At 59.2% G+C, this 22,393-nt stretch carries 17 protein-coding genes; 10 read left to right on the top strand and 7 right to left on the bottom strand.

Translation table 11 applies throughout. From position 1 onward, the window contains the following. Window positions 1-19 precede the first annotated feature (19 nt). The 4 genes from AC2FMM_RS03240 (at window position 20) to AC2FMM_RS03225 (ending at window position 5,170) form a co-directional block, all read left to right on the top strand. Window positions 20-1,819, top strand: a complete 1,800-nt coding sequence (locus tag AC2FMM_RS03240; RefSeq protein WP_496795781.1) for an ammonia-forming cytochrome c nitrite reductase subunit c552 — start codon at window positions 20-22, stop codon at window positions 1,817-1,819. Window positions 1,820-1,913: 94 nt separating this feature from the next. After that, on the top strand, window positions 1,914-3,242 hold the full coding sequence (locus AC2FMM_RS03235; protein WP_170340479.1) for an ethylbenzene dehydrogenase-related protein: 1,329 nt from the start codon (window positions 1,914-1,916) through the stop codon (window positions 3,240-3,242). A gap of 43 nt (window positions 3,243-3,285) precedes the next feature. Continuing rightward, the gene (locus AC2FMM_RS03230) at window positions 3,286-4,317 is read left to right on the top strand and encodes an FAD:protein FMN transferase (protein ID WP_170404250.1); all 1,032 of its coding nucleotides are present in this window, start codon (window positions 3,286-3,288) and stop codon (window positions 4,315-4,317) included. A gap of 406 nt (window positions 4,318-4,723) precedes the next feature. Beyond that, a complete protein-coding gene (locus tag AC2FMM_RS03225) occupies window positions 4,724-5,170 on the top strand; it encodes a hypothetical protein (RefSeq protein WP_496795780.1) in 447 nt (148 codons plus the stop codon). A gap of 103 nt (window positions 5,171-5,273) precedes the next feature. Here the strand turns inward: AC2FMM_RS03225 and AC2FMM_RS03220 are convergent, their stop codons facing one another. Then, window positions 5,274-6,134 (bottom strand): SDR family NAD(P)-dependent oxidoreductase, encoded by an 861-nt coding sequence (locus AC2FMM_RS03220; RefSeq protein ID WP_170340473.1) that lies wholly within the window; start codon window positions 6,132-6,134, stop codon window positions 5,274-5,276. A gap of 69 nt (window positions 6,135-6,203) precedes the next feature. Then, window positions 6,204-6,644, bottom strand: coding sequence for a hypothetical protein (locus tag AC2FMM_RS03215; protein ID WP_496795779.1), 441 nt, complete (start codon window positions 6,642-6,644; stop codon window positions 6,204-6,206). A 534-nt stretch (window positions 6,645-7,178) separates the two neighbouring features. Between AC2FMM_RS03215 and AC2FMM_RS03210 the strand changes: the two genes are divergently transcribed. The 3 genes from AC2FMM_RS03210 (at window position 7,179) to AC2FMM_RS03200 (ending at window position 11,564) form a co-directional block, all read left to right on the top strand. After that, on the top strand, window positions 7,179-8,951 hold the full coding sequence (locus AC2FMM_RS03210) for a hypothetical protein (protein ID WP_170462261.1): 1,773 nt from the start codon (window positions 7,179-7,181) through the stop codon (window positions 8,949-8,951). 79 nt (window positions 8,952-9,030) lie between these two features. Then, window positions 9,031-10,113, top strand: a complete 1,083-nt coding sequence (locus AC2FMM_RS03205) for a patatin-like phospholipase family protein (protein ID WP_170368202.1) — start codon at window positions 9,031-9,033, stop codon at window positions 10,111-10,113. Further along, entirely contained in the window at window positions 10,110-11,564 is a 1,455-nt protein-coding gene (locus AC2FMM_RS03200) for a GntP family permease (protein ID WP_315901672.1), read from the top strand. Before AC2FMM_RS03205 ends, AC2FMM_RS03200 begins: the two co-directional genes overlap by 4 nt. 1 nt (window position 11,565) lies before the next feature. Here AC2FMM_RS03200 and AC2FMM_RS03195 read toward each other — a convergent pair whose 3' ends face one another. The 5 genes from AC2FMM_RS03195 to AC2FMM_RS03175 all read right to left on the bottom strand — a co-directional run bounded on the left by AC2FMM_RS03195 (window position 11,566) and on the right by AC2FMM_RS03175 (window position 17,322). Further along, window positions 11,566-12,528 (bottom strand): SLC13 family permease, encoded by a 963-nt coding sequence (locus AC2FMM_RS03195; RefSeq protein ID WP_496795778.1) that lies wholly within the window; start codon window positions 12,526-12,528, stop codon window positions 11,566-11,568. Further along, window positions 12,459-13,298 (bottom strand): SLC13 family permease, encoded by an 840-nt coding sequence (locus AC2FMM_RS03190; protein ID WP_261391906.1) that lies wholly within the window; start codon window positions 13,296-13,298, stop codon window positions 12,459-12,461. Before AC2FMM_RS03190 ends, AC2FMM_RS03195 begins: the two co-directional genes overlap by 70 nt. Before the next feature lie 127 nt (window positions 13,299-13,425). Then, the gene (locus AC2FMM_RS03185) at window positions 13,426-14,559 is read right to left on the bottom strand and encodes a patatin-like phospholipase family protein (RefSeq protein WP_496795777.1); all 1,134 of its coding nucleotides are present in this window, start codon (window positions 14,557-14,559) and stop codon (window positions 13,426-13,428) included. A 40-nt stretch (window positions 14,560-14,599) separates the two neighbouring features. Further along, entirely contained in the window at window positions 14,600-15,859 is a 1,260-nt protein-coding gene (locus AC2FMM_RS03180; RefSeq protein ID WP_496795776.1) for an MFS transporter, read from the bottom strand. Window positions 15,860-15,927: 68 nt separating this feature from the next. After that, entirely contained in the window at window positions 15,928-17,322 is a 1,395-nt protein-coding gene (locus AC2FMM_RS03175) for an adenylate/guanylate cyclase domain-containing protein (RefSeq protein ID WP_496795775.1), read from the bottom strand. A gap of 312 nt (window positions 17,323-17,634) precedes the next feature. On the opposite strand from AC2FMM_RS03175, the gene AC2FMM_RS03170 reads away from it, so the two are divergent. Genes AC2FMM_RS03170 through AC2FMM_RS03160 form a run of 3 tightly spaced genes read left to right on the top strand, consistent with a single transcriptional unit; the run spans window position 17,635 to window position 22,269 of the window. Then, window positions 17,635-18,894 (top strand): efflux RND transporter periplasmic adaptor subunit, encoded by a 1,260-nt coding sequence (locus tag AC2FMM_RS03170; RefSeq protein ID WP_170368199.1) that lies wholly within the window; start codon window positions 17,635-17,637, stop codon window positions 18,892-18,894. A gap of 3 nt (window positions 18,895-18,897) precedes the next feature. Then, window positions 18,898-21,948, top strand: a complete 3,051-nt coding sequence (locus AC2FMM_RS03165) for an efflux RND transporter permease subunit (RefSeq protein WP_170340456.1) — start codon at window positions 18,898-18,900, stop codon at window positions 21,946-21,948. A gap of 12 nt (window positions 21,949-21,960) precedes the next feature. Next, the gene (locus AC2FMM_RS03160) at window positions 21,961-22,269 is read left to right on the top strand and encodes an HNH endonuclease (RefSeq protein WP_496795957.1); all 309 of its coding nucleotides are present in this window, start codon (window positions 21,961-21,963) and stop codon (window positions 22,267-22,269) included. Window positions 22,270-22,393 lie beyond the last annotated feature (124 nt).

Genomic DNA, 22,393 nt, shown 5'->3' with positions numbered 1-22,393 from the left:
TTCAAAGGGAGGAGATTTGATGGATTGGAAGACGCCGAGACCAGATTTGATCGCCGCAGCCGGCATTGCCTCGGCGCTTTCCGCGGCGATTGTTTTTGCCTCACCCGATGGGGACGATCCCCGGATTGAAGCCTGGGCCGAGGAATGGCCGGACTACGTTGAAATGTACATGACCACCAAAGAGATGGACAATCCAACCCCCTTTGGCGGCAACTACCCGTACAGCAAGCTGATCCGCTATCCGGGCAAGCAGGCTCTTTGGGCAGGCTATGCCTTTGCCGTCGATTTCAACGAAGATCGCGGTCACTACTATACGCAGATCGACCAGATGGAGACCAAGCGCAACGACAAGGAATATCTCAATGCTCATGGTCTTCCCTCCTTCAACGGCCAGCCCGGCGCATGCATGAACTGCCACAGCGGCTGGTCCCCCATACTCACCGAAGAGATGGGTTGGGCCGAGTTCAACCGCACACCCTATTGGGATACGATCGAAAAACTTCGCGGTGAATACGGGCATGGTGTCGAGGGCGCTCAACTGGGCAGTTCCTGCAACGATTGCCACAACCCGTCTGACATGAGTCTGCGCGTGAACAGGCAGGCATTCATCGACGCCATGGTGATGCGCGGCTACGAAGAAGACCCGGCGAGCGGGCTCAAAGGTTCGCCGCGGGAGATGCGCGACTATGTGTGCGCGCAATGCCACGTCGAATATTACTTTCAGGGTCAGGACGCGATCCTGACCTATCCCTGGACCGAGTGGCCAAAGGATCAGCCCCTGCGCTTCGAGATGGTCGAGGAATACTATGACACCGCGCGCGAATCCGGCGTGTTTGCGCAGGACTGGACCCACGCGGTAACCAAGGCCCCGATGCTCAAGATGCAGCACCCGGAATTCGAAGTGGTGTCGAGCGGGGTTCATTCCAGCATGATCGGATGCGTCGACTGCCACATGCCGAAAACCGAGTGGAACGGGCGACAGGTGACCGATCACACGATGGGTTCACCGCTGAAGAAGATCGAAAACTGCCTGAGCTGCCACAACAGCATGACCGCCGACGAGATGTATCAGCGGGTCTATGACATTCAGGTGGACGTGATCGCGGCCTATCTGACGGCTGAAAAGGCGGTGCTTGCCCTGATCGAAGACGTCGCGACGGTTCGCGAAACCCTCGCCGGACTGGAACCCTTCTCGCAGATTGCGGACGCAGCCGAGCGCGAAGGCGCAATCAGCGAAGAACTGTCACTGGTGCTCGACTATCACCGGCGCGCCAGCATGCGTTGGGACTGGATCGGTGCGTCCAATTCGACAGGTGCACACAGCCCCGGAGAAGCCCTGCGCGTCCTCGATCAAGCTGTCGACATGGCCCAGGATGGTCAGGCGCTGTTGGTCGAAGTCGCGGCCCGGCACGGTATCGAGCTGGTCCCGACGATCAACCCGACCCTGCCGGACGCCCCTGCCCCGATCCGTGGCGACGACATTGTCGGCTCGCTGCCGCCGGCAATCGCCCATGCCGCCGACCGCAGGGTTCAGGACCGGCTGACCCGCGTGGCCGCGGCGGAAACCACGAGCAATGACGCCATGCCATCGGTTGACGGAAAGCAGGCCTTTATCGACGCAAACTGCAGCCAGTGTCATTCCGTCAGCAGCGAGGACATCACAGCGACGATGATGGGGCTAGAGATCGATGGCATCGGCGGCCGCCGCGATGCGGCCAACATCGAGGCCTATCTGCGCGCAGGGCCGCCTCATCCGCTTGCCTGGACTGGAAGCGACGCGGATCTGTCGGCGGTCGCGGAATGGCTGGCGTCAAAGTGATCTGCGCTGATGGCGGCGAACCGTTTGCGGCCATCACCCAACAAGCGACCCGCCCGATCGGGTGCGTCGGCAGAACGTGTCAGGGAGATGTTTCATGAGTAGAGTTACAGGAATTATCGGATCAGCCGTCTTGGCGGCAGGGAGCCTTGCCGTGCCGGCGTCGATATCTGCCGCCCCGCCGGACGATTGGTCGAACATACCCACCACGACGATTAAGCTGTTCTATCCCGGGGTTTCAAGCTCGCAATGGCTTCGCAGCGAAGAACACGGCGTCGGTGCCCTCATGGTGGCGCAGGGGCAGCCCTGCTCGGCTTGCCACACAGACGCCGAGGCGACACTTGGCGACGGCATCGTTGGCGGCGGACGGCTCGAGCCGAACCCCATCGACGGCAAGAACGGGGTGATCGACCTTGCCGTTCAGGCCGCCTATGACGCCGAAAACCTGTATTGGCGTTTTCAGTGGAAAACCAACGCGGATCGCCCCGGGCAGATGCATGACTACATGCGCTTCAACGGCGAGGCGTGGGAATTCTATGGCGGACCGCGTTCCAGCGACCGGGTGCGCAACGGCGACACCCCACCGCTCTACGAAGACCGGATCGCGATGATCATCGATGACGGAACGGTGCCGCTCTACCAGGAGCAGGGTTGCTGGCTGACCTGTCATCTTGGCCAGCGCGACATGCCGGAACGCCCAACAGCGGAACAGGTGCGCGGTCATGACCTGCTTGGCGCGGTTCTGAATGTCGGGGACGTAAGGAAGTACCTGCCCTCCAGCCGCACCGATGACGGTTCGAGCTGGGACCAGACCAAGTCGGCGGATGAAATCGCCCAAATCAAGAATGACGGCGGTTTTCTGGATCTGATGCAGTGGCGTGGTGCGCGAAGCAATGCGGTCGGCATGTCAGACGACGGGTATGTTCTGGAATACCGGTTGTTTGATGAAGGAAAAGGCCCGTTCAGCTGGAATGTCGACCGGTCGACAATGACCCCCATCTACATGTTCGATGAGGGGGTGACGGGTCTTCTGTCGCTGACGACGGACAGCGTGGGCGACCTGTCGAAACCCTTTGCGATCATTCGGGAAGAAAACGCCAAACCCTATGACGCAAGCCATGGTTGGATGACAGACGATGTCTTGCCGGGCCGGCTGCTCAGCCGCGAAGACGCCACCGGTTCAGCCGCCGACAACGCCCGCTCGGAAGGCGTTTGGAAAGACGGAGAATGGACCGTGACCTGGACGCGCCCGTTGGATACCGGCCACCCGCAGGACGACAAGATCCTGCGCGACGGAAACGCCTATACGATCAGTTTCGCAGTGCATGACGACAACGTGACGACGCGCTTTCACCATGTCTCGTTCCCGTTCAGCCTAGGCCTCGGCGTGGCAGCCGACATTCAGCCGGTGAAGCTTGAGCATTAGAATTGGCCCAGTTCGACCACACCAAAGCGGAGCACATAACATGATGAGCAGACGGACGTTTCTAGCAGGAACCGCCGGGGTTCTTTACGGCGTGACTCTCGGCTCCGCCTACCCGGCTTGGGCCAAGGAAGCCGGGTTGGACAGCTTGTCCGGCAGAGTGATGGGCACGTACTACCGGATCGTGTTTCCCCAAGGCCTCGGCTTCGACGACGGTCTTCAACTGAACGTGCTTGGAACCTTGGCCGAAGTCGACCGGCTTATGTCCACCTACAAAGCGAACTCCGAGGTTTCATTGTTCAACGACGCGGCGCCCAACTCGCCGGTGGCATTCTCGGACCTCACCTGCAAGGTCGTCGAAGAAGCACGACGTATCCGTGACCTTACCGAAGGCGCCTTCGATCCGACGATCGGCCCCTTGGTGAACCTTTGGGGTTTTGGCCCCCTTGGTGGATCACACAAGGTACCCAGTGCACGCCAGGTCTCGAAAACGGTGGGTGTCGTCGGCATGGATGGGCTGCACTTGAAGGACGGCAGCTGCTGGAAGACTACCGCCGATCTTGCCATCGACCTCAACGGTATTGCCAAGGGGTTTGCGGTGGACCGGCTTGCGACCATGCTGGATGCGCTGGAAGTTCCCGGCTATCTCATCGACATAGGTGGCGAGCTGCGGGCCAAGGGGCAGAAGCCTGACAAGTCCGGGTGGCGTGTCGGGATCGAACGCCCCGAGCCGGCGGAAAGAAAGGTTCACCGTGTGCTTCAGTTGCAGGATCAGGCGGTAGCGACATCTGGGGACTATCGCGACTTCTTCACGGTGGCGGAACGAAACTACAGCCACGTCATTGATCCCCGCACCGCGCGGCCAGTCGCGCATACTCTGGCCTCTGTCACCGTTGTCGATCGCCAAGCAATGACCGCGGATGCGCTTTCGACGGCCTTGATGGTAATGGGGCCGGACGAAGGGTTCGAGTTTGCACAACGAAATGGCATCGCGGCCAGTTTCATTCTCCGGACCGAGGGAGGATTGGCCGACAGGCACACGGACACCATCCTGCCGTGGCTGGAAAAGCAGTCCTGACCGTGTAGGCCATTCGGCACGACCGAACAAGGACAGGGGTTCGGAAAATATCCATGGAATGCTGTCCCTGCATGCCTTTTGCAGTGATGTTCAACCAGCCATCGGCTGCGCGTCGGCAAGACTGACATCCGTCGGCCGCAGCAGATACCAGTATCGGGCCGGCATTGGGTCAACAACTGAACTGCTCTTGATCCTTACTCGCCACCTGCTGTCAAAGATGACAGCATGCAGCTGTCCAAGACTGGCCTGAGAGTGCCATGCGGGGGGCTTTCGTATTCGCATCTCACCAAAATTTCTCCTGCCGGCGCGCCGGCTTGATCCCCGAACTCGCTATGCCAGTTTGACATTTGATGTTTCGGCAATCACTTATTTGCGTATCGCTCTGCTTCAGCTTGGAATGCTCCGGATGGAACTTGACTACATCGACGACGAACGTGACCAGCTGCGCCTCTGGCGAAGGTGGAAAATCACGTTCGACTGGTTCAACTACCCCGAACCCCTGCAACGCGTTCACCAGGCCTTGTTGGTGCATCGTCAGCCATGGAGCACCCGGGCGCTGGCCACCTACACCAACATGCCCCAGACATCTGTCCGCCGTCAGCTGGACCTTCTGGACGCGGGAAACGCGATTGAGCGGACCGAGCACGGTGTGCAGATCAACCAGATGCAGGTTGCGTTCAACTCCAGCTTTCATCGGGCGATCGCCGATTACGTTCACGGCGGGGTCCACCTGAACAAGGAACTGCTCAAGGTGTTCAAACAAGGGTTCGGCCCCGAAGCGGCTAACTTCGAGATGTTGGAGAACCACGTGTGGTGGCCCGTCATCAAGAAAGCAGAGAACGGCATCTTTTGACGCCGCCGGTGTTTTCCGGGGCATGAGCAACCAAGACTGCCGCCCGCCCGCAGGTCCCGAAGCCGCAAGCTTGCTACGGGAGCGGAATCATCAATGCCGGTAGTCAGTCGGTGGTGCCTTCAGGGTCGCCCAACAAGAAGGCATCGCCGATGACCTTCTTCCCGTCCAGGCTGTGAACCTTGCCGCCGACGTAGAAGATGATTTCGCGGCTCGCGATCACCCGACCCGCATGCCTTCCCGTGCACAGCTCCAGCGCGCCTTCGGACATCACCTCGACCGGTTCCAGCATGTCGGGATTGGTCTTCGCGATCATCCGGGTAAAGCCGGCCCCCGAGGTCAGAACGATGGCCGTCGGGCGCATCGAATTGACGAAAATGCCATGTGGTTGAAGCTCGCGGGCAAGGGCCAAAGTCGCGCGGTCCAGCGCGGCCTTGGTCGTTCCGTAACCGCCCATGGAATACGTCGCCTCGATTGGAATGCCCGCCCGACCAGGAAGTTCATCGACCCGGGCCGAACCGCTTCCGATGTTCAGGATCCACCCCGCCCCCCGCTTCTTCATTTCCGGCAGACATTGCCGGGCAAGGTCCACCGGGGCGATGACGTTCAATTCGAACATGAAGGTCATCTCGCTGTTTTCGATCTCGGTGAGCGACTTCATGATTCCGTAGGCGGCGTTGTTCACCAGAATGTCGATGGGTCCGAAGAAGGCGCTTGCCCGATCCATCAACCCGGCACGCGCCTCGGGGTCCGCCAGGTCGCACGCAATCGCGGCCGCCTTGCCGCCCATTGCCTCGATATCCGCCACGGCGGATTCGAGCGTTCCCGGCAGGCCGTCTTCTTCCCCCATCACGGGTGCGTTCAAGACCACCGATGCCCCTTCCGAGGCCAGCCGCATGGCGATTGCCTTGCCGATCCCCCGGCTCGCGCCCGTTACAAAGGCCACCCGGCTATTACAGCGTCCCATTTTTCAAATCCTCCATGTTTTCCGTGCCGATCGAAAACTACCCGTGACCGACCTCACGTGGTTGCAGCCTCAACGTTCCGGTCCCGCGGGGTCAGGTCGCAGCCGTACGACCAACCATGGCAACAACCAGAAGCAAACTGCGCCGAATGCCAGATCCCTCAGGTAGATCAGATGCATGTCCTGCTCCAACAGGACTGGCGCCGTGCCGATGGTCAGGAAGGCGAAAAGCCCGAAATTGCAGACCAGCGGCAGCATGTCCTTGATCTTGCACGCAATGGCCAGAATGATTGCAATCAGCGGGACGATCACCGCGATATCGCCGAAAAGCGCAGGAAACTCCGCAATCGACCAGGAGATCAGAAGCCCAACCGCACCGCCGACGAAGATCCCGGGCGCCTGATCCAATTTCATGCCGGTGGCGCTCCAGACGGTGACCGCAACAAAGGCGATCCAGGGATTTTTGAGACCAAACAACGACGTGACAAAAAAATAGCTTCCGGCCGCGACCAAAACACCAAGCGTGATCAGAACCGCTTTCCAGAATGGTAGATCCTGCACTTTCCCCGCTCCTGAATGCGTCGTCCGAACCTAGGCGCCGATCGGGCCGTCAACCATGTGCGTGGCGTCTGTCCCAGCCGAGCCGGCGCATTGCACTCCGCCATCGGGAAAGTGCTCCACGGCCCCCTTCTGATCGTAGTTTGGCAATTGAACCACCTCTCAAGAACCCGGTGCACAGCACTGGTTTACTAAAAACTGTCGCCCTGATTTGACCTCGCACGCGCTTTGATAATGGGTGGTGGCTTTGATTTGTCCAAATCGAAGTGAGCCAAAATGGCCCAGGACTTTTGCGACAAGGTTTTGTCCCTTAGCAATACTTGCAGTTGAGGAAAGGTCTCTCTTCCAAGGCATGAGTTTTTTGACCCTAGAACCCGGTCGGAACCCGTTGAACCAGAGGACGTCGATAGCAGTGACAATCGGCTTTCAAACGATGTGCGATCCGTTCGACCCCGTCCTTCAAATGCACACACAACCAGGACAACTCCTATGTTGAAGCGCTGGATCTCGAACGTAGCACTTGTGGTCTTTGCCATCGGTGTCGCCGCGATCGCGAATGCCGATCCTCTAACCGACCGCGGGATCGATCCCAAGACACTGGAACTTATGGTTTCCGAATTGTCAACGGATCTGCGCTATACCCGGTTTGCCGAAATCGAGATCCGTACCGCGGAAGAAACCCTTAGCGATCGCGTGTTGATTGAATTCGATCCCAGAACCCCGTCGGGGATCGATCTGGTCCTGAAGTTCGACAAGCCGACCCCGACGACCGCCTCGACCCGCCGGTTTCGCAGTGTCCTGGAAGCCAGGATGCGGCTTCAGCACGAAATCAGATCGCTGGATCTGTCATACGACCCTGAAAGCGTCCGGCTGGAATCCTCCAACGGGTCAACCGCCGTCTACACGTTTCGCTACAGCCCGTTTGCGCTGGCGCAAGACATCGCGTGGATCCGCTTCCTACAGGGGCGGATCTGGGTGGATGGCGACCGCGTAACCCGGATTGTTCTGACGCTAGATGAAGGCCGCACCTTCCTGCACGACGGCACCCGCGTGTCAGACTACACGCTGGATGTCCGTTTCTCTCGGGCGAAGAACGAAACAGATGTTATCCAGGATTCGGTCAACGTGATCGTGGCAAGAGATTTGTTCCTCGGCCTGGTGCCAAATGGCGGGCAGTTTGTCACGACGGTTCGGACAACTGCGATCAGCTATGTCGATGAGGACGGAAACGACGTAACACCCAAAAGTGCCGCAGCTCTGAGACGCGTGGACCTCGCCTCGTTCAACAATCCGGTGCGGGTGAACATTGACCGGACATTCCCGATCTTCGGCAGGCAGGCCAGGGCGGCCGGCTACGAGTTTCCCAAGCCGTTCGGCGTCAGCGTGATGTACAACGACATCACAACAAGGTTCACTTTCTCAAGCTTTGAAATCAATGGGATACGCGAGCCGATCGAGGCAATCTTCAACCCCAACGGGTCAGGCATCGACATCCACGCGAAATCACCCCAAGTCCGGATCGACTGGTTTCCGTTTCCATTCCTGAACCTAATGGGCCTTTTTGGCAAGCTGGAAGCCACCGGAAGCCTGAAGATCCGGACGACCGGTCTTGGTCAGCTGGTTGGGCTGCCTCCAATCATCGAAGAACAAATCGACATCAATTCCACTGTGGTCGGTGGCGGCGCAACGCTCGCGGGGGGCTGGCGCAACTACTTCGCCTCGGTCACCGGAACAGTGTTGACCACAACAACCGAAGAAGCCGGCACAAAAGCGACATCACACTTGATTGCGCCCCAGATCGGATACTATTTTCCGCGGCATCGCCTGCGCGTGATGATCGGTGCCGACTGGCTCAAGCTCGACAGCCAGATGGCCGGAACCATTCCCATTCCGGGTGGCCCCAACCTGAACTTCAACATCGGTATGGAGCATGAGGAATGGGCCGGTCGGTTTGGCATCTACAAGCAGATCGGAAACAACATGGAGTTTACCCTTACCGGCACCTATGGCGACACCAGAGAAGGTTTGACCGCGATGCTTGGTACCGTTTCTGAGGTAAGCGATCCCATAAAGCAAACCCGGTTCGGGCAAGTCCGAGGTTTTTCACCGACAGCGGACTGGCCCTTGCCAGAGCGTTGCCAGATGCCGCGCTTTCGGGCATTCAAGCACTTTCCCGGCTGTTTTGGCGCCAGACTGCCAGGCCGCCAGATCTTTTTTTCATCCCATCCTGTAGCCTTGTCACCTATTCTACCCGTTCAATGAAAGCTCCAGGCACAGCAATCATCGCAACGATACTGGCGGCATTGCCGCGTCCACAGCGCAGAAATCAGAGATACAAACCATGGCAAGTGAACAAAGGGCTGCGGTGAAGGTAGACATCGCGTTGCAGGGCGGCGGTTCCCACGGGGCCTTTACCTGGGGCGTGCTGAGCAGGCTTCTGGAAGAGGACTGGCTTGACATCCAGGGCGTCTCGGGGACCAGCGCCGGGGCGATGAATGCCGTCGCTTTGGTTCAAGGGCTCCTCGAGGGTGGAAACCCGCGCGCGCAGGAACTGCTTGAGAAATACTGGATGGACGTAAGCCGGGCTGCACGGCTCAGCCCGATCCGACGCGGTCCGCTGGACAGGTTTTTGGGTCGCTGGTCGCTGGACTATTCTCCGACCTATCTTGCTTCCGAGATTTTCGGGCGGTTGCTTTCGCCCTATCAACTGAACCCGGCCAACGTGAACCCGCTGCGGGACATCGTGGCAAAGTGCTTTGACTTCGACCTAGTCAACGGATCCGAGGACATCAAGCTTTTCTTGTGCGCAACGAATGTGCGGACCGGGCGCCCCAAGATTTTTCGGCAACCGGACATCAGCGTCGACACGGTCATGGCATCGGCCTGCCTTCCAAAACTGTTCAAGGCTGTGGAGATCGACGGCGAAGCCTATTGGGATGGCGGATACATGGGCAACCCGCCGCTTTTTCCCCTCATTGACGAAACCACGGCCCGCGACGTCATTCTTGTCCAAATCAATCCGTTCGAGCGGGACGAGATTCCTACGACGGCCGCCGAGATTGACAACCGACTCAACGAAATCACGTTCAACAGCAGCCTTGTCAAAGAGCTGCGGGCGCTCGGTTTCCTATGGGAGATCATCCACCATGAGAACCTCGACCGCGAGGCCTACAGGGATTCGCGACTTCACGTCATCGGCGCCGAACGCGATCTCTGTGGCCTTGGCGCATCCAGCAAGCTGAACGCCGAGGAGGCGTTTCTGCGCCACCTGTTCGACATTGGGCACAAGGCTGCGTCGGATTGGCTGGACGAGAATGCCGCCCATATCGGCGTACAATCGACATGGACGCCACAGCCGCTGTGGGAAGAAAGCCTTGAACCGGCGCACCTTGAACCGGGGACCAAACGAAAGCTGCCGTTGTGAGTTACGAATTGCTGGGCATCCTGCTGCCCCTGATCCTTCTGATGTACCTTGCCTTCAAAGGCATCACGTTGCTCATCCTGGCGCCTTTGATGGCCTTGCTTGCGGCGATCCTGACCGGTGGGTTACCGCCCATCGCGGCCTATACCCAGGTTTTCATGATGAACGCGGCCGACTTCATCTTTGCCTTCTTTCCCCTGTTCTTTCTGGGGGCCATCTTCGGCAAGCTCATGGACGACAGCGGGTCCGCAAACGCGATTGCGCGATGGATCGTCGCAAAGCTTGGCAAGGGCAACGCGATCCTGTCCGTGGTCATCTGCTGTGCGGTTCTGACGTATGGCGGGGTGTCGCTTTTCGTGGTGGCCTTTGCCATCTTTCCCATCGCCGCAGCGTTGTTTCGTGATGCGGACGTGCCCAAACGGTTGATTCCAGGCGCGATCGCCTTGGGGGCATTCACTTTCACCATGTCAGCGATGCCGGGCACTCCCGCCATCCAGAATGCCATTCCGATGCCGTACTTCGGCACCACTGCCTTTGCCGCGCCCGGGTTGGGCATCTTCGCCGCGATCATCATGTTCGGCCTGGGTATTGCCTGGCTCAATTTCCGCGAGCGGTCGGCGAGAACAAGCGCAGAAGGATACGGCGCCCACGAGGACGCCGTGCCCGAGCCTGACAGCATCATGCGGGCGCAAACGTCAAACGAAGGGTTTGATGTAAACGAGATTGACCCCGCCGATCCTGACCTGACCCCACCGGGGATCATCCTCGCCACGGCGCCCATCGTGATCGTGGTGGCGGTGAACCTGCTCTTCGTGTCCTTTCTGCTTCCCCATCTCGACACCGACTATCTGGCCAAGCCACTTTTTGGGGAAACCTCGGTCGAAGCCGTGGGTGGTGTCTGGGCAATCGTGGTTGCGCTGACCACATCCATCCTGTTCTTGATTGCGGTGAACTGGCGGCAATACCGGGACCTGCGCGAAACGCTCAACAAGGGGGCGGATGCGTCAGTGCTGCCGATCTTTAACACGGCCAGCCTGGTGGGTTTCGGTGGTGTGGTCGCCGCCCTGCCCGCTTTCGCCCTGGTAACCGAAGCCCTGATGTCTGCCAGCGGGGGAAACCCGCTGGTTTCGGTTGCGATGTCGGTCACGACCCTGTCGGCCATGACGGGGTCCGCCTCGGGCGGGATGAGCATAGCGCTGGACGCGCTCGGCGACACTTTCCGTACCATGGCGGACAGCTCGGGCACCTCGTTGGAGGCCATGCACCGTGTGACTTCGGTCTCTTCCGGCGCCTTGGACGCGCTGCCCCATAACGGGGCCGTCATCACGGTTCTCGCGATCGCGAAACTGACTCACAAGGACAGCTACTTCGATATCTTTGTGACTGCGGTCGTCATTCCGTTCCTCGCGCTGGTCGCCATCATTCTTCTTGCCGGCGCGTTCGGAGGGTTCTGACCTACAGCGGGAAGAACACTGGTGTGATCGCGACAGCAATCACACCCACAAGAACGGTCAGCGGCAAACCGATTTTCAGGAAGTCGGCAAACCTGTAGCCGCCCGGTGCCACGACCAGTGTGACCACCGGCGTCGACACCGGGGTGGAAAAGGCCGAAGACGCTGCCAGCAGGACACATATGACGAATGGATACGGCGACACTCCCATGGTCTCGGCGGCGGTCACGGAAATCGGTGCGACCAGAACTGAGGTCGCGGTATTGGACAGGACCAGCCCCTGGGCCGCTGTCAGGAAGAACAGCATTCCCATCATTGCCCTTGGCGAACCGTCCCCCACGAAAGAAATCAGCGCGTCTGCAACAAGGTCCGCGCCACCGGTGACCTGCAAGGCATCGGCAAGGGGCAGCATGCCTGCGATCAGAACGATGCTGCTCCAGTGGATCGCCCCGTAGGCACGTTCGGGCGAAATGGTGCGAAACAGAACTGCTGCGATGGCCGCCAGCAAGACGGCCACAACCACCGGCACCAGGCCAGAGACGCTGAGGACAACCATCATGACCAGAATGGCCAGGGAACTCAGGTATTTGTCCGGGACCAGCGGGACATATTCGCGCTCGGTTGGCAAGTGCAACAGCACGAAATCATGGTTCAATTCGGCGAAGGCGTCGATGTTACTCACCGGTCCGGCGATCAGGCTCCGGTCACCGGCCTTGAGTTCGGTACGAAACGGGTCGTCCAGACGGTCTTCGCCCCGAAGCACACCAATGACATCGACACCGTGGATATCGCGAAATGCGTATTCCGAGACCGTGCGCCCAATGATCCGGGCCTCCGGATGGACAAGCATGTCGGCCAATGCCACGCCTGTGCCCCATTCCGTGGTCTCTTCCTCGATCACGCCGACAACGCGAAATGCGGATTGATCCGACAGTATGGCAAGCTCTGCCGGTTCCCCGACAACCAACAGGCGTCCCTCGTCATCAGTTCCATTTCTGGAACGAAGGCGTCCGCCTTGCGTTTCGGCGGTCGCTTGCGCGCCAGAACGCGCGCGTTTATCCCACTGAAGATCGAGCGGAGGTCGGATTGAGGTTTGTGAACCACCGAAACGAGGTAAAACTTGTCGAGTAGCGCGAAAGTCTCGAGCAGTTTCAGGGACGACGCCCGCCGTGACGCCGTGCCTTCGCTCGGTCGTTCAGCCTCGACCGCGGCGTCGTCTCCGGCCAGCATGGGCCGCGCAATCGTAAGGCTGTAAAGGATCGCGACCACTAGAACAAACAGCCCGATCGGGAAAAAGCTGAAGAAGCCGAGCGGCTCGTATCCACCCTCCTGCAAGGTATCACTGACGACGAGGTTGGGTGCCGTCGCGATCAAGGTCAGCATTCCACTGATCAAAGCTGCATATGACATCGGAAGCAGCAGGCGCGACTGATGGAGACCGGTTTTGGCGGCAATGCGCAGGATGATAGGGACGAAAATCGCCACGATGGCCGTAGAACTCATGACAGATCCCAGAATGCCGGCACCGACCATGAGGAAAACAAGCAATCGAGTCTCGCTGTTACCCCCGTAGCGCAGGATCAGGTTTCCGATGCTGTGCGCAATACCCGTGCGATCCAGCATTTCACCAATGATCAGAAGCGCGGCCACCATGATCACGACCGGGCTGCCAAATCCCGACATCGCCTGGCCAGACGCCAATATGCCGGAAAGGATAAGCGCGATCACGACGATCAGGGCGACCAGATCTTACCTGACCCGGTTGCTGGCCACCATCGCACCGGCAACCGCGATCAGAACGAAGACCAAGGTGGCTTCGGGATTCACGGTGCTTCGGCCCAACATTTTCTAAGGTTCACTGGCGTCATCCAGGTGGCTTTCTGTTCCAAACCGTTCCAGACTTGAAACGCATGTAGCCATAGTCAAACAAGGCCTGCATGTATTCCGGATCGAAGGGTTCATTCAAAGGCGCGTTGAAATCCGGGCCGATCCACGTGGCATTGTACCTGACGCCCTGGCGCTGCCCGATGGCGTAGGCCACGCCCAGATCGACCGCGCCTTGATACTTGATGAGAGTGGCGAGCGAGCGTTTCGAGATATCGGCGATACCGGGCTTTGTGATCTCGGCCTCGGGATCAATCTTGCCGTTCCTGATTGCATACAACGTGGTCCCGCCCGCAAACCGGCTGGGTATGCGCCATCCGGGAACAAACATGGATTGCGAAACTACGCCACCATCGACATGAAGCTCGTCACGAATTCCCAACGGTGTTTCGACATCGATCAATACCGGTGGGAACACACCGGGCATTGCTGCGGATGCCATCAACGCATCCTGAAAAACCTTCCGCGCGTTCGGAGCACCACTTGCGGCAATCCGACCAAGATCCCATAGCACCGGGCGTTGGGCGTCCAGGCTGACCGTCTGGATCAGTAAACGGCGACCCAGGCGGTGTTGCACTGCGATTTCGTTCAAGAATTCGTCCGTAATATACTCTTCCAGCAACCGCCGAAGCGGTCCCGAGCTCTTCACGGACGCCTGGGAAAATATCTGAGTGATCGGACGGCGCTCAAAGATCTGCTCCGGCGGCAGGCCGCCATAAATTCGTTTGAGTTCGTCGTCGTAGTCGGACCCCAGAAAGGCGAACGGCGCGGCCAGGGCGCCCGTCGACACGCCGGTCACGGTTATGAATTGCGGGCGGGTTCCAGCTTCGCTCCACGCCGTCAGGATACCCGCGGCATAGGCGCCGTTTTCTGCCCCGCCAGACAACGTAAGGACGGTTTGCCGGTCCGGCAGTCCGGCCGCTCGCGCCTGCTGCTGCCGCTCGGTCAGAAGTTCGTTGATGTTGTATGGCGTGTCGTCGGCCCAGAAGCGGGCATTTTTGATACCTGGAACCTGCGGGGCTTCAAGCTCTCTGATGGTGACAGGATCTCGCGATATAGTGGTTCCGCACGCGGACAGTGTCAGGGAAACAACAACGATGACCAGAATTCTCATCTATGCCTCCGGTGGAGTTTCTGGGTTTCGGGGTGCATTCTCATCTCTTCTTTGACGGCACCATCTCGGTGCTCGACGGCACGAGATCGGTGTGGGAGGTCTGCTCGGCATGGGACACCGGTTCGGAGGACCGGATGTGGAACCCGAGGTAGACGACGAAACTGGACATGACCGCCAAGTTCACCCAGTGCATTGCATTGTCGCCAAAAAATCCCGTGAAGACGCTTGTGATGATGGGCCCTGCGATCGACCCCAAGGTCCAGACAAACAGCATGGTCACCGCAGCGGCCGAAACATAGACAGGGACCGTTCTGTCCATCGCGTGTGCTGTCAGCAGAGAATACATGGTCAGAAGGCTGCCACCGAGAAGAACCATCAGGATCATCAGAACAAGGTAGCCCGGCGAAAGATAGTCGAACTCGATTTCAACGGGCTGCGCGTCGGCCAGTAGAGCCATGGCCAACAGCACCGCTGCGCATATGGATGACGTGATGAAGATCACCACACGCCGGTCCACTTTGTCGGACAGGCTGCCAAGCGGGTACTGGAACAGGACCCTCCCCAGGTAGATCGCGCCGATAATGTAGGCAATGTCGTAGACCTTGATACCCAGTTGAGAGGCGCTGTAAGGCGCCACACTCAGGATCGTGGTGGACACCATTCCCATGGCGATCACCCCGAAGACAGCTGCAGGCGCGTCCTGTAACAGCCCTCTGATACGAACCTTGGCCTTGGAGCCGGGGTCTGGCGGGTTCGTTCGGGTGGAGGCAATGACCACGGTAGAGAAACAGTAGATCAAGGCCACGAGAACGAAGGCATCGTCACTTTCTTCCGGGACGAGAATGACAACGGCTTGGCTGAGAACCGAAACAATGCCGACAACAATTGCGTAGATGGCCAGCACCCTGCCCCGCGAGGACTTCTCGGCCGTTTCGTTGATCCAGGCATCCCCGATGGAAAACAGGCCCGCCGTGGCGAGCCCCATCAGGAAACGCAGAAGAATGAGAAACGAAACACTGTCGACCTGCGAAAACAACAGGATAGCGGCGGTTGTTATCGCTGCGCCCGCCGCAAATGCGCGAATGTGCCCGATATCCGCGATCGACTTGGCGACGACAAAACACCCGACCAGAAAACCGGCCGAGTAGGCCGACGCGGCAAACGAAGCTGCTTCCTGCGACGCGCCGGACTGGGCAAAAGCAAGAGGCACAAGCGTGCCTGCGGCTGCCGTCGCCAGCTGAATGGACGCCATCGCGACAAAAACCGACCGCAGGGTCACAAGTTGTTTGTTCAGGGACATTTGCGCATCTTTTCTAGTCCTGTATTCGTCTACGGTAGCTTGCAGACTATGGCCATTCCGAAAGCCGATCAAATTTCGGGCCCGGACGCCTTTGCCCGATCCCGTTTCTGCATTTCTGCATTCGACAACCCAAAAAGCCTGATCGGCTCGCTTCGGCCTCGCAGCTTCTTCGGAGGAAACTCCACCCAGTCTGCGGCGTCCGCTCCTGCCGCAGACAAAACCGCATCTGACACGGCCACTTGCAGGTTTCGCTGCTTGGCAAAGGTCTCGATCCGTGAAGCCTCGTTCACGACGCTGCCAAAGACCCCGAACTCCAAGTAGTGCGCGTCGCCAATCGCGCCTGCGACAGCGGTTCCGGCATGAAGCGACATGACAACGTTGATCCTGGTTCGCCCGGCGCCTTCGCGTTCTTCCGACCATCGTGACACCGTGGCGGATATGCCTTCTGCGGCTTTCAACGCGTGTTGCGCTGCCCGCTCCATTGACTCGTTCAGGCCGAACACGATCATCGCGCCGTCGCCGATGAACTTGTCGATGACGCCGTCGTGCTCGGTAACTTCCCTCTCGATACGGGACCTGAATTCGGTCAGCAGTTCAGTAGTCGCATGGGCGCCGATGGCCTCGGATATCTCGGTGAACCCCCGGATGTCGACAAACATGACCACGATCCAGACTACCCTTCCCTGGCGCAGTTCGTCCAGTTTTCTGTCGCTGAGGTTTCCTGCAAGTTCAGGGGAGAGAAACCGCGTCGCGTTGCGCTCCCGCTCTTTTTGTTGGGCCACCTCATAGGCCAGCCTGCGGGCGCGCCACACGACAAGGATACAGATGATCCCGATCAGAACGACCAAAAGGAACCGGACCGCATTGCTCATGGGAGAGTGGTTCTTGGTGAGGTAGACGATGTCCGCGTCAGACAGACTGTCTTCCATTCCAACCAAAGTGACGAAGAACAGACCAGACACGAGGCAAAGCGTCAATGTCACCTGCAACACCGGTCGAATCCGGATCAACTGCGAGACCAGCACGACAAACAGGAAGAACGTCGCTGGCGCCGCGAAGGCCACGACCGATCCGGCAGAGTGAATCCGGGCGCCGAAATGCAGGTTGCACAGCACGATGCTTATGTCCGCGATACCGAACGCCCAAGACATCCAAAGCCTGTAGTAGCCGAGTTGCACGACCGAGATAGACGCAACACCGATCAGAAAATACGAAAACACGATCCACGCGGCCAGCAGCACATCGCCCGCTTCACCCTCGGAAAGGATGTTAGCCGAAACCGTCAGGACAACAATCGTAAGCCCAATGATCAGCGCGGCGGAAAGCCTGATCACTCCGATCAGCTTTTCCGCACTCGCGTCTGCACGCGCTATTGCCGCGTCAGCAAAAGAACTGGACTGCGCGGCGCCAAGTTCGATTTTATCGACCGGTTTCCAAGGCAGGGGCTCTACTCCAAAGGCCAAAACACAACAAAAAAGCTTGCGATCCCGAGGTCTAAGCCCCGCAGCACACCCAAGCCTTGAGGCCTCCCTGCCCCCAGTTTGGTGGCTCTTCCCCCAGGCCTTTGGACTGGTCTTGCAGTTCGGATCGCGTCGCCTCGGCGGACATGAGTATGTTTGGTACTATGTCCGGTCACAAGGTGCGCGAGACACTGAGCCATTTTGGCTCAGCGTCGCTTGTCAAGTATGGTCTGCGCGGGCAGATTGGGATGGAAAACGTTGGTCTAAACGGAAATGCAGCTTGCGGTTCCGCCGATGTCTTATCGAGGGATTGCGATGCATATCAAAAGCTTAAGCCTCTTCTCTGCACTGGTTTTCTTCGCACAGGGCTCAGTGCTTGAAGCACAGGAAAGCACCGGTTCGGCACGTCCGGCAAAGGTGTACACGGTTGTTGAAACCGACACGTTGTATCAACGTTCCTATCCCGCGATAGTGTACCCCTCTCAGGAGGTGGAGCTGTCCTTTCGGGTCAGCGGGCGGATCGTGGAATTGCCGATCAGGGCCTCCATGAGCATAGCGCAAGGTGACGTCGTCGCAAAGTTGGATACCCGCGATTTCGAGGCCGAGGTGCGGCGGCTGGAAAGCCAGATGGACCAGGCAAAGGCACAACTCATCGTGCTTCGCGTCGGTGCCCGACCCGAAGAGATCGCCGCCCTCGAAGCCGCCGTTGCAGCGGCACAAGCTCAGCTTGATCAGGCTCGGGATGATTTTGAAAGGACTCAGCGACTGGTCGAACGCGGCGTCGCGCCGGCCTCGCAGTTCGAACAGCGGTTGGCGGCCTATCGCGTGGCTCAGGCGGAACTCAGATCACAGCAGGAACAGTTGGCCATTGGCCGCAGCGGTGGACGCCCCGAAGAAATTCTTGCTGCCGAAGCCCAGTTGCGCGGGCTCGAAGCCCAGGTTCAAAGCGCTCGTGACAACCTGTCCGACACCACGTTGCGGGCACCGTTCAGCGGCACCATTTCCAGCCGGTTTGTCGAGAACTTCCGCAACGTTCAGGCAGGCGAGGCGATCGCCCTGCTTCAGAACCTTTCGACCGTGGAAGTCGGCTTCGATCTTCCGGGCGCGGACATCATTGCCATGTCGGGTCTCGACATAGAGAACGTCACCAGCGTCGTCATCTTCGAGTCGATGCCCGACGTCGAAGTCCCTGCAGAACTGGTCGAGTTCACAACTCAGGCAGACGCCGCGACCCAAACCTACCGGGGTCGATTGTCCGTCACGCCACCTGACGGGATGATCGTCCTACCGGGGATGGTCGCGCGGGTCATTTCGCGCGCCAACCGTCAGCAGGCGCCTCAAATGACTGTCCCGCTCTCCGCCCTGGCTTCCAGCCCGGACGGATCCACGTTCGTGTGGCGCGTCGACACCAGCGACAACACGGTGTCACGCCAGCCTGTCGAGCTTGGCGACGTGTCGGAAGGCGGCGTCGTCATCAATACCGGGCTCGAGGCCGGGGCCGTGGTTGTGACCGCAGGACTGAGTGGTCTTCAGGAAGGCATGGCGATCCGCCCCATTTCGAAGATCGGCGACTAAGCCATGGATCTTGCCCGTTTCGCAGTCGAAAAGCGCGTTATCTCGGCGCTGTCCACAATCCTTATCCTGATCGCCGGTTACTTCGCGTACATGACCCTACCTCGGTTCGAGGACCCCGAGTTCATCATCCGGCAGGCGCAGATCATCACCCCGTATCCCGGTGCAACCGCCGAGGAAGTGGCGGAAGAGGTCACCGAAGTTGTCGAAAACGCATTGCAGGAACTGCAGGGCGTGAAAGAAGTGCGCTCGGTGTCGTCGCCGGGGGTCAGTACCGTTACGGTCGAATTCACGATCCCGACCACACCGGACTTCCCCACGCTCTACGAACGGTTCGCGCAGATGCGCGCAAAAATCTTGGACGTGCAGCCAGATCTGCCGCCCAACGCCCTTCCGACTCAGGTCTACGACGACTTCGGCGATGTGTTCGCGCTGTATTTCGCAATTGTCGGTGATGGCTACACCATTGCCGAACTGCGCGACTACGCAAAGGACCTTCAGCGGGAACTGGTCGCCGTCGAGGGCGTGTCCAAGGTCGTGCTGAGCGGGACACAGGATGAGGTCATCTATGTAGAATACTCACCGGCCCGGCTGGTCGAACTCGGGTTGACACCACAGCAGATCCAGCAGGTTCTGGAGGGGCAGAACCTAGTCATTCCCGGTGGCTCCATCGAGTCGGATTCCCGCAGGATCGAGATCCGCCCCACGGCGGCCGTGGAGTCGATCCAGTCGATCGAGGATCTTGTCATCACGGCGCCGGGTACAGGGGCGTCTTTCCGGCTTTCGGACATCGCCGTGGTGTCGCGCGGCTATGTTGATCCGCCCCGTCGACAGCTTTTTCGCGACGCTCAGCCTGCCATCGGAATCGGCATCTCGAACACGCTTGGCGGCAATGTCGTGAACATGGGCGACGCCGTGAAGGCACGTATTGCCGAGCTTGAATCCGCCCGTCCGGTCGGCATCGAAATTCTTCCGATCTCGGACCAGTCCGCTTCGGTCAAGGATTCCGTCGACGACTTCGTGATGAACGTGGTTCTGGCACTTGTCATCGTCGTCGGTACGCTGCTCGTCTTCATGGGGTTGCGGTCGGGGATCCTGATGGGGGGCATCCTGCTTGTTACCGTCGCAGGCACCTTGGCAGGCATGTACCTGTACGGCCTGGACATGCAGCGGATTTCCCTTGGCGCGCTGATCATTGCGCTTGGCATGCTGGTCGACAACGCAATTGTCGTCGTCGAAGGTACCCTGGTCCGCGTGCAGCGAGGCGAAGACACGAAAGATGCGGCGATTGCGGTGGTCAACCAGACGAAATGGCCGCTGCTTGGCGGAACCGTCGTGGGACTTCTGGCGTTTTCGCCCATCGGCTTTTCACCGGACAACACCGGTGAGTATGCAGGCAGCCTGTTCTGGACGATATCGATCTCGTTGTTGTTCTCATGGCTGGTCGCGATCTGGCTGACCCCGTATTTCTGCACGCTTCTGCTGAAGCCCAGCGAAACCGCGGCACCGAAGGAGAACGCCATCCTGCGCGGATACCGGACAGTTCTGGCCCTGGCGATCCGGGCCCGCTACATCACGGTCGTGCTGGTTGTCGCGCTGTTCGCCTCTGCCGTGGTCGGTATAGCCCTCGTACCGCCGGGTTTCTTCCCCAACAGCACCCGGGCGCAGTTCGTCGTGGACTACAACCTGCCTGAAGGGACGGACATCACCAGAACCAGCCAGGATCTGAAGGAAATCGACCAGCACATCCGCAGCCTGGATGGCGTGACCTCTACCAACCTGTCGGTCGGAGGCGGCCATCTACGGTTCATGCTGGTCTACACCAGCGAGGATGCGAATACGGCATACGGCCAGATTCTGGTCGACGTCGAAGACTACCGGCAGATCGACGACCTCCAGCCCCAGATACAGGCGTGGATCGATCATACCTATCCCGAGGCCTACTCGAAGGTCTGGAAGTTCGTGCTTGGACCCGGCGGAGGTTCAAAGATCGAAGCCCGGTTCACCGGAACCGATCCGGTCGTGCTGCGGTCGCTCGCTGAAGAAGCCAAAAAGGTCTTCTCCGAGCAGGGCGGCATCGCGATCAAGGACGACTGGCGCGAACAGGTGCAGGTCATCCGCCCGATCATCAACACGGAAAACGCCCGACGCCTTGGGCTGACCCAGGGCGAGATTTCCCGGGCGATCTATGCGCATCTGAACGGGGCCGATATCGGCATCTACAGGGAAGGCGATGACCTGCTGGCCATTGTCATGCGCCCGTTTGAAGACGCCCGCGATGATATCGGCGATTTGCGCAACATCCAGGTCTTCAGCCAGGTAGCCGGTGGCTACATCCCGATCTCTCAGGTCGTGACCCGTTTCGAGTTGGTCTTCGAATCCGGAAATCTGCGCCGCATCGACCGGCGGCTCTCTATCACCGCCCAGGCGGACAACGCCCCTGACGAACTGTCGGGCGATCTTTTCGCCAAGGTCCGGCCTCTGGTCGAGGACATCGAGATGCCAAGCGGATATTCCCTTGAGTGGCGCGGCGAGTACGGTGACTCGCAGGACGCCAACGATGGGTTGGCATCGACGATGCCGTTGGGGTTTGGCGCCATGATCATCGTCGTGGTCATACTGTTCAACGCCTTCCGCCAACCCCTGATCATCTGGCTGACCGTACCGCTGGCCCTGATCGGGGTGGTCTGGGGGCTGGCGCTTACAAGGACGCCGCTGGAGTTCATGGCCATATTGGGCGTGCTGTCGTTGACGGGTATGTTGATTAAGAATGCCATCGTTCTGATCGACGAGACCGACACCCAGATAGGAGACGGCAAACCCAGACTTCAGGCAGTCGTGGATTCCGCCGTTTCGCGTGTGCGCCCGGTGTCTCTTGGCGTACTGACGACGGTTCTGGGCGTCATGCCTCTGCTCTGGGATCCGTTTTTCGAGTCTCTGGCAGTCGTCATCATTTGTGGCCTGAGCTTTGCAACCATCCTGACGTTGATCGTCGTACCCACGCTTTACGCGATCTTCTTCCGGGTTCGCGATGACGAGATATCGCAGACCTCCTGACGGACGGAAGCCATCCCGCTGCCGTGGCGTAGGCGCAACCGAGCTGCTGCGCTTGCGATACGCGGTAATGCGTGCCTTGCGTGCGGCATAAATTTCGGAAGAACATACGGCCCTCAAGTGGATGGGTACATCGAGGTCCATCACGTCGTGCCGGTCAGCCAGTTGGGTAGAGATTACGTGATCAATCCGAAAGAGGACCTCGTTCCGCTCTGTCCAAATTGCCATTCCGTCGCCCATCGAAGAAACCCGCCCTTCACTGTCGATGATATCAAACGCCTTTTTCTTGAGGCCGGAGAGTCCTCAGGCGGGAGCAAAGCATGATAGCATGCGAAGGTTCGGGTTCCGTTCCATCTCGCCAAATGCATCCGACATCGAAGTGTTTAGGTTGCGTTACCAAATAATGGCTTGATTTCAGTGCTTTGCAAAAAATTCACCAAATCGGCGC

It is taken from the genome of Ruegeria sp. BHSC043 (assembly GCF_059612985.1).
This window is presented reverse-complemented; position numbering and strand designations above follow the sequence as displayed.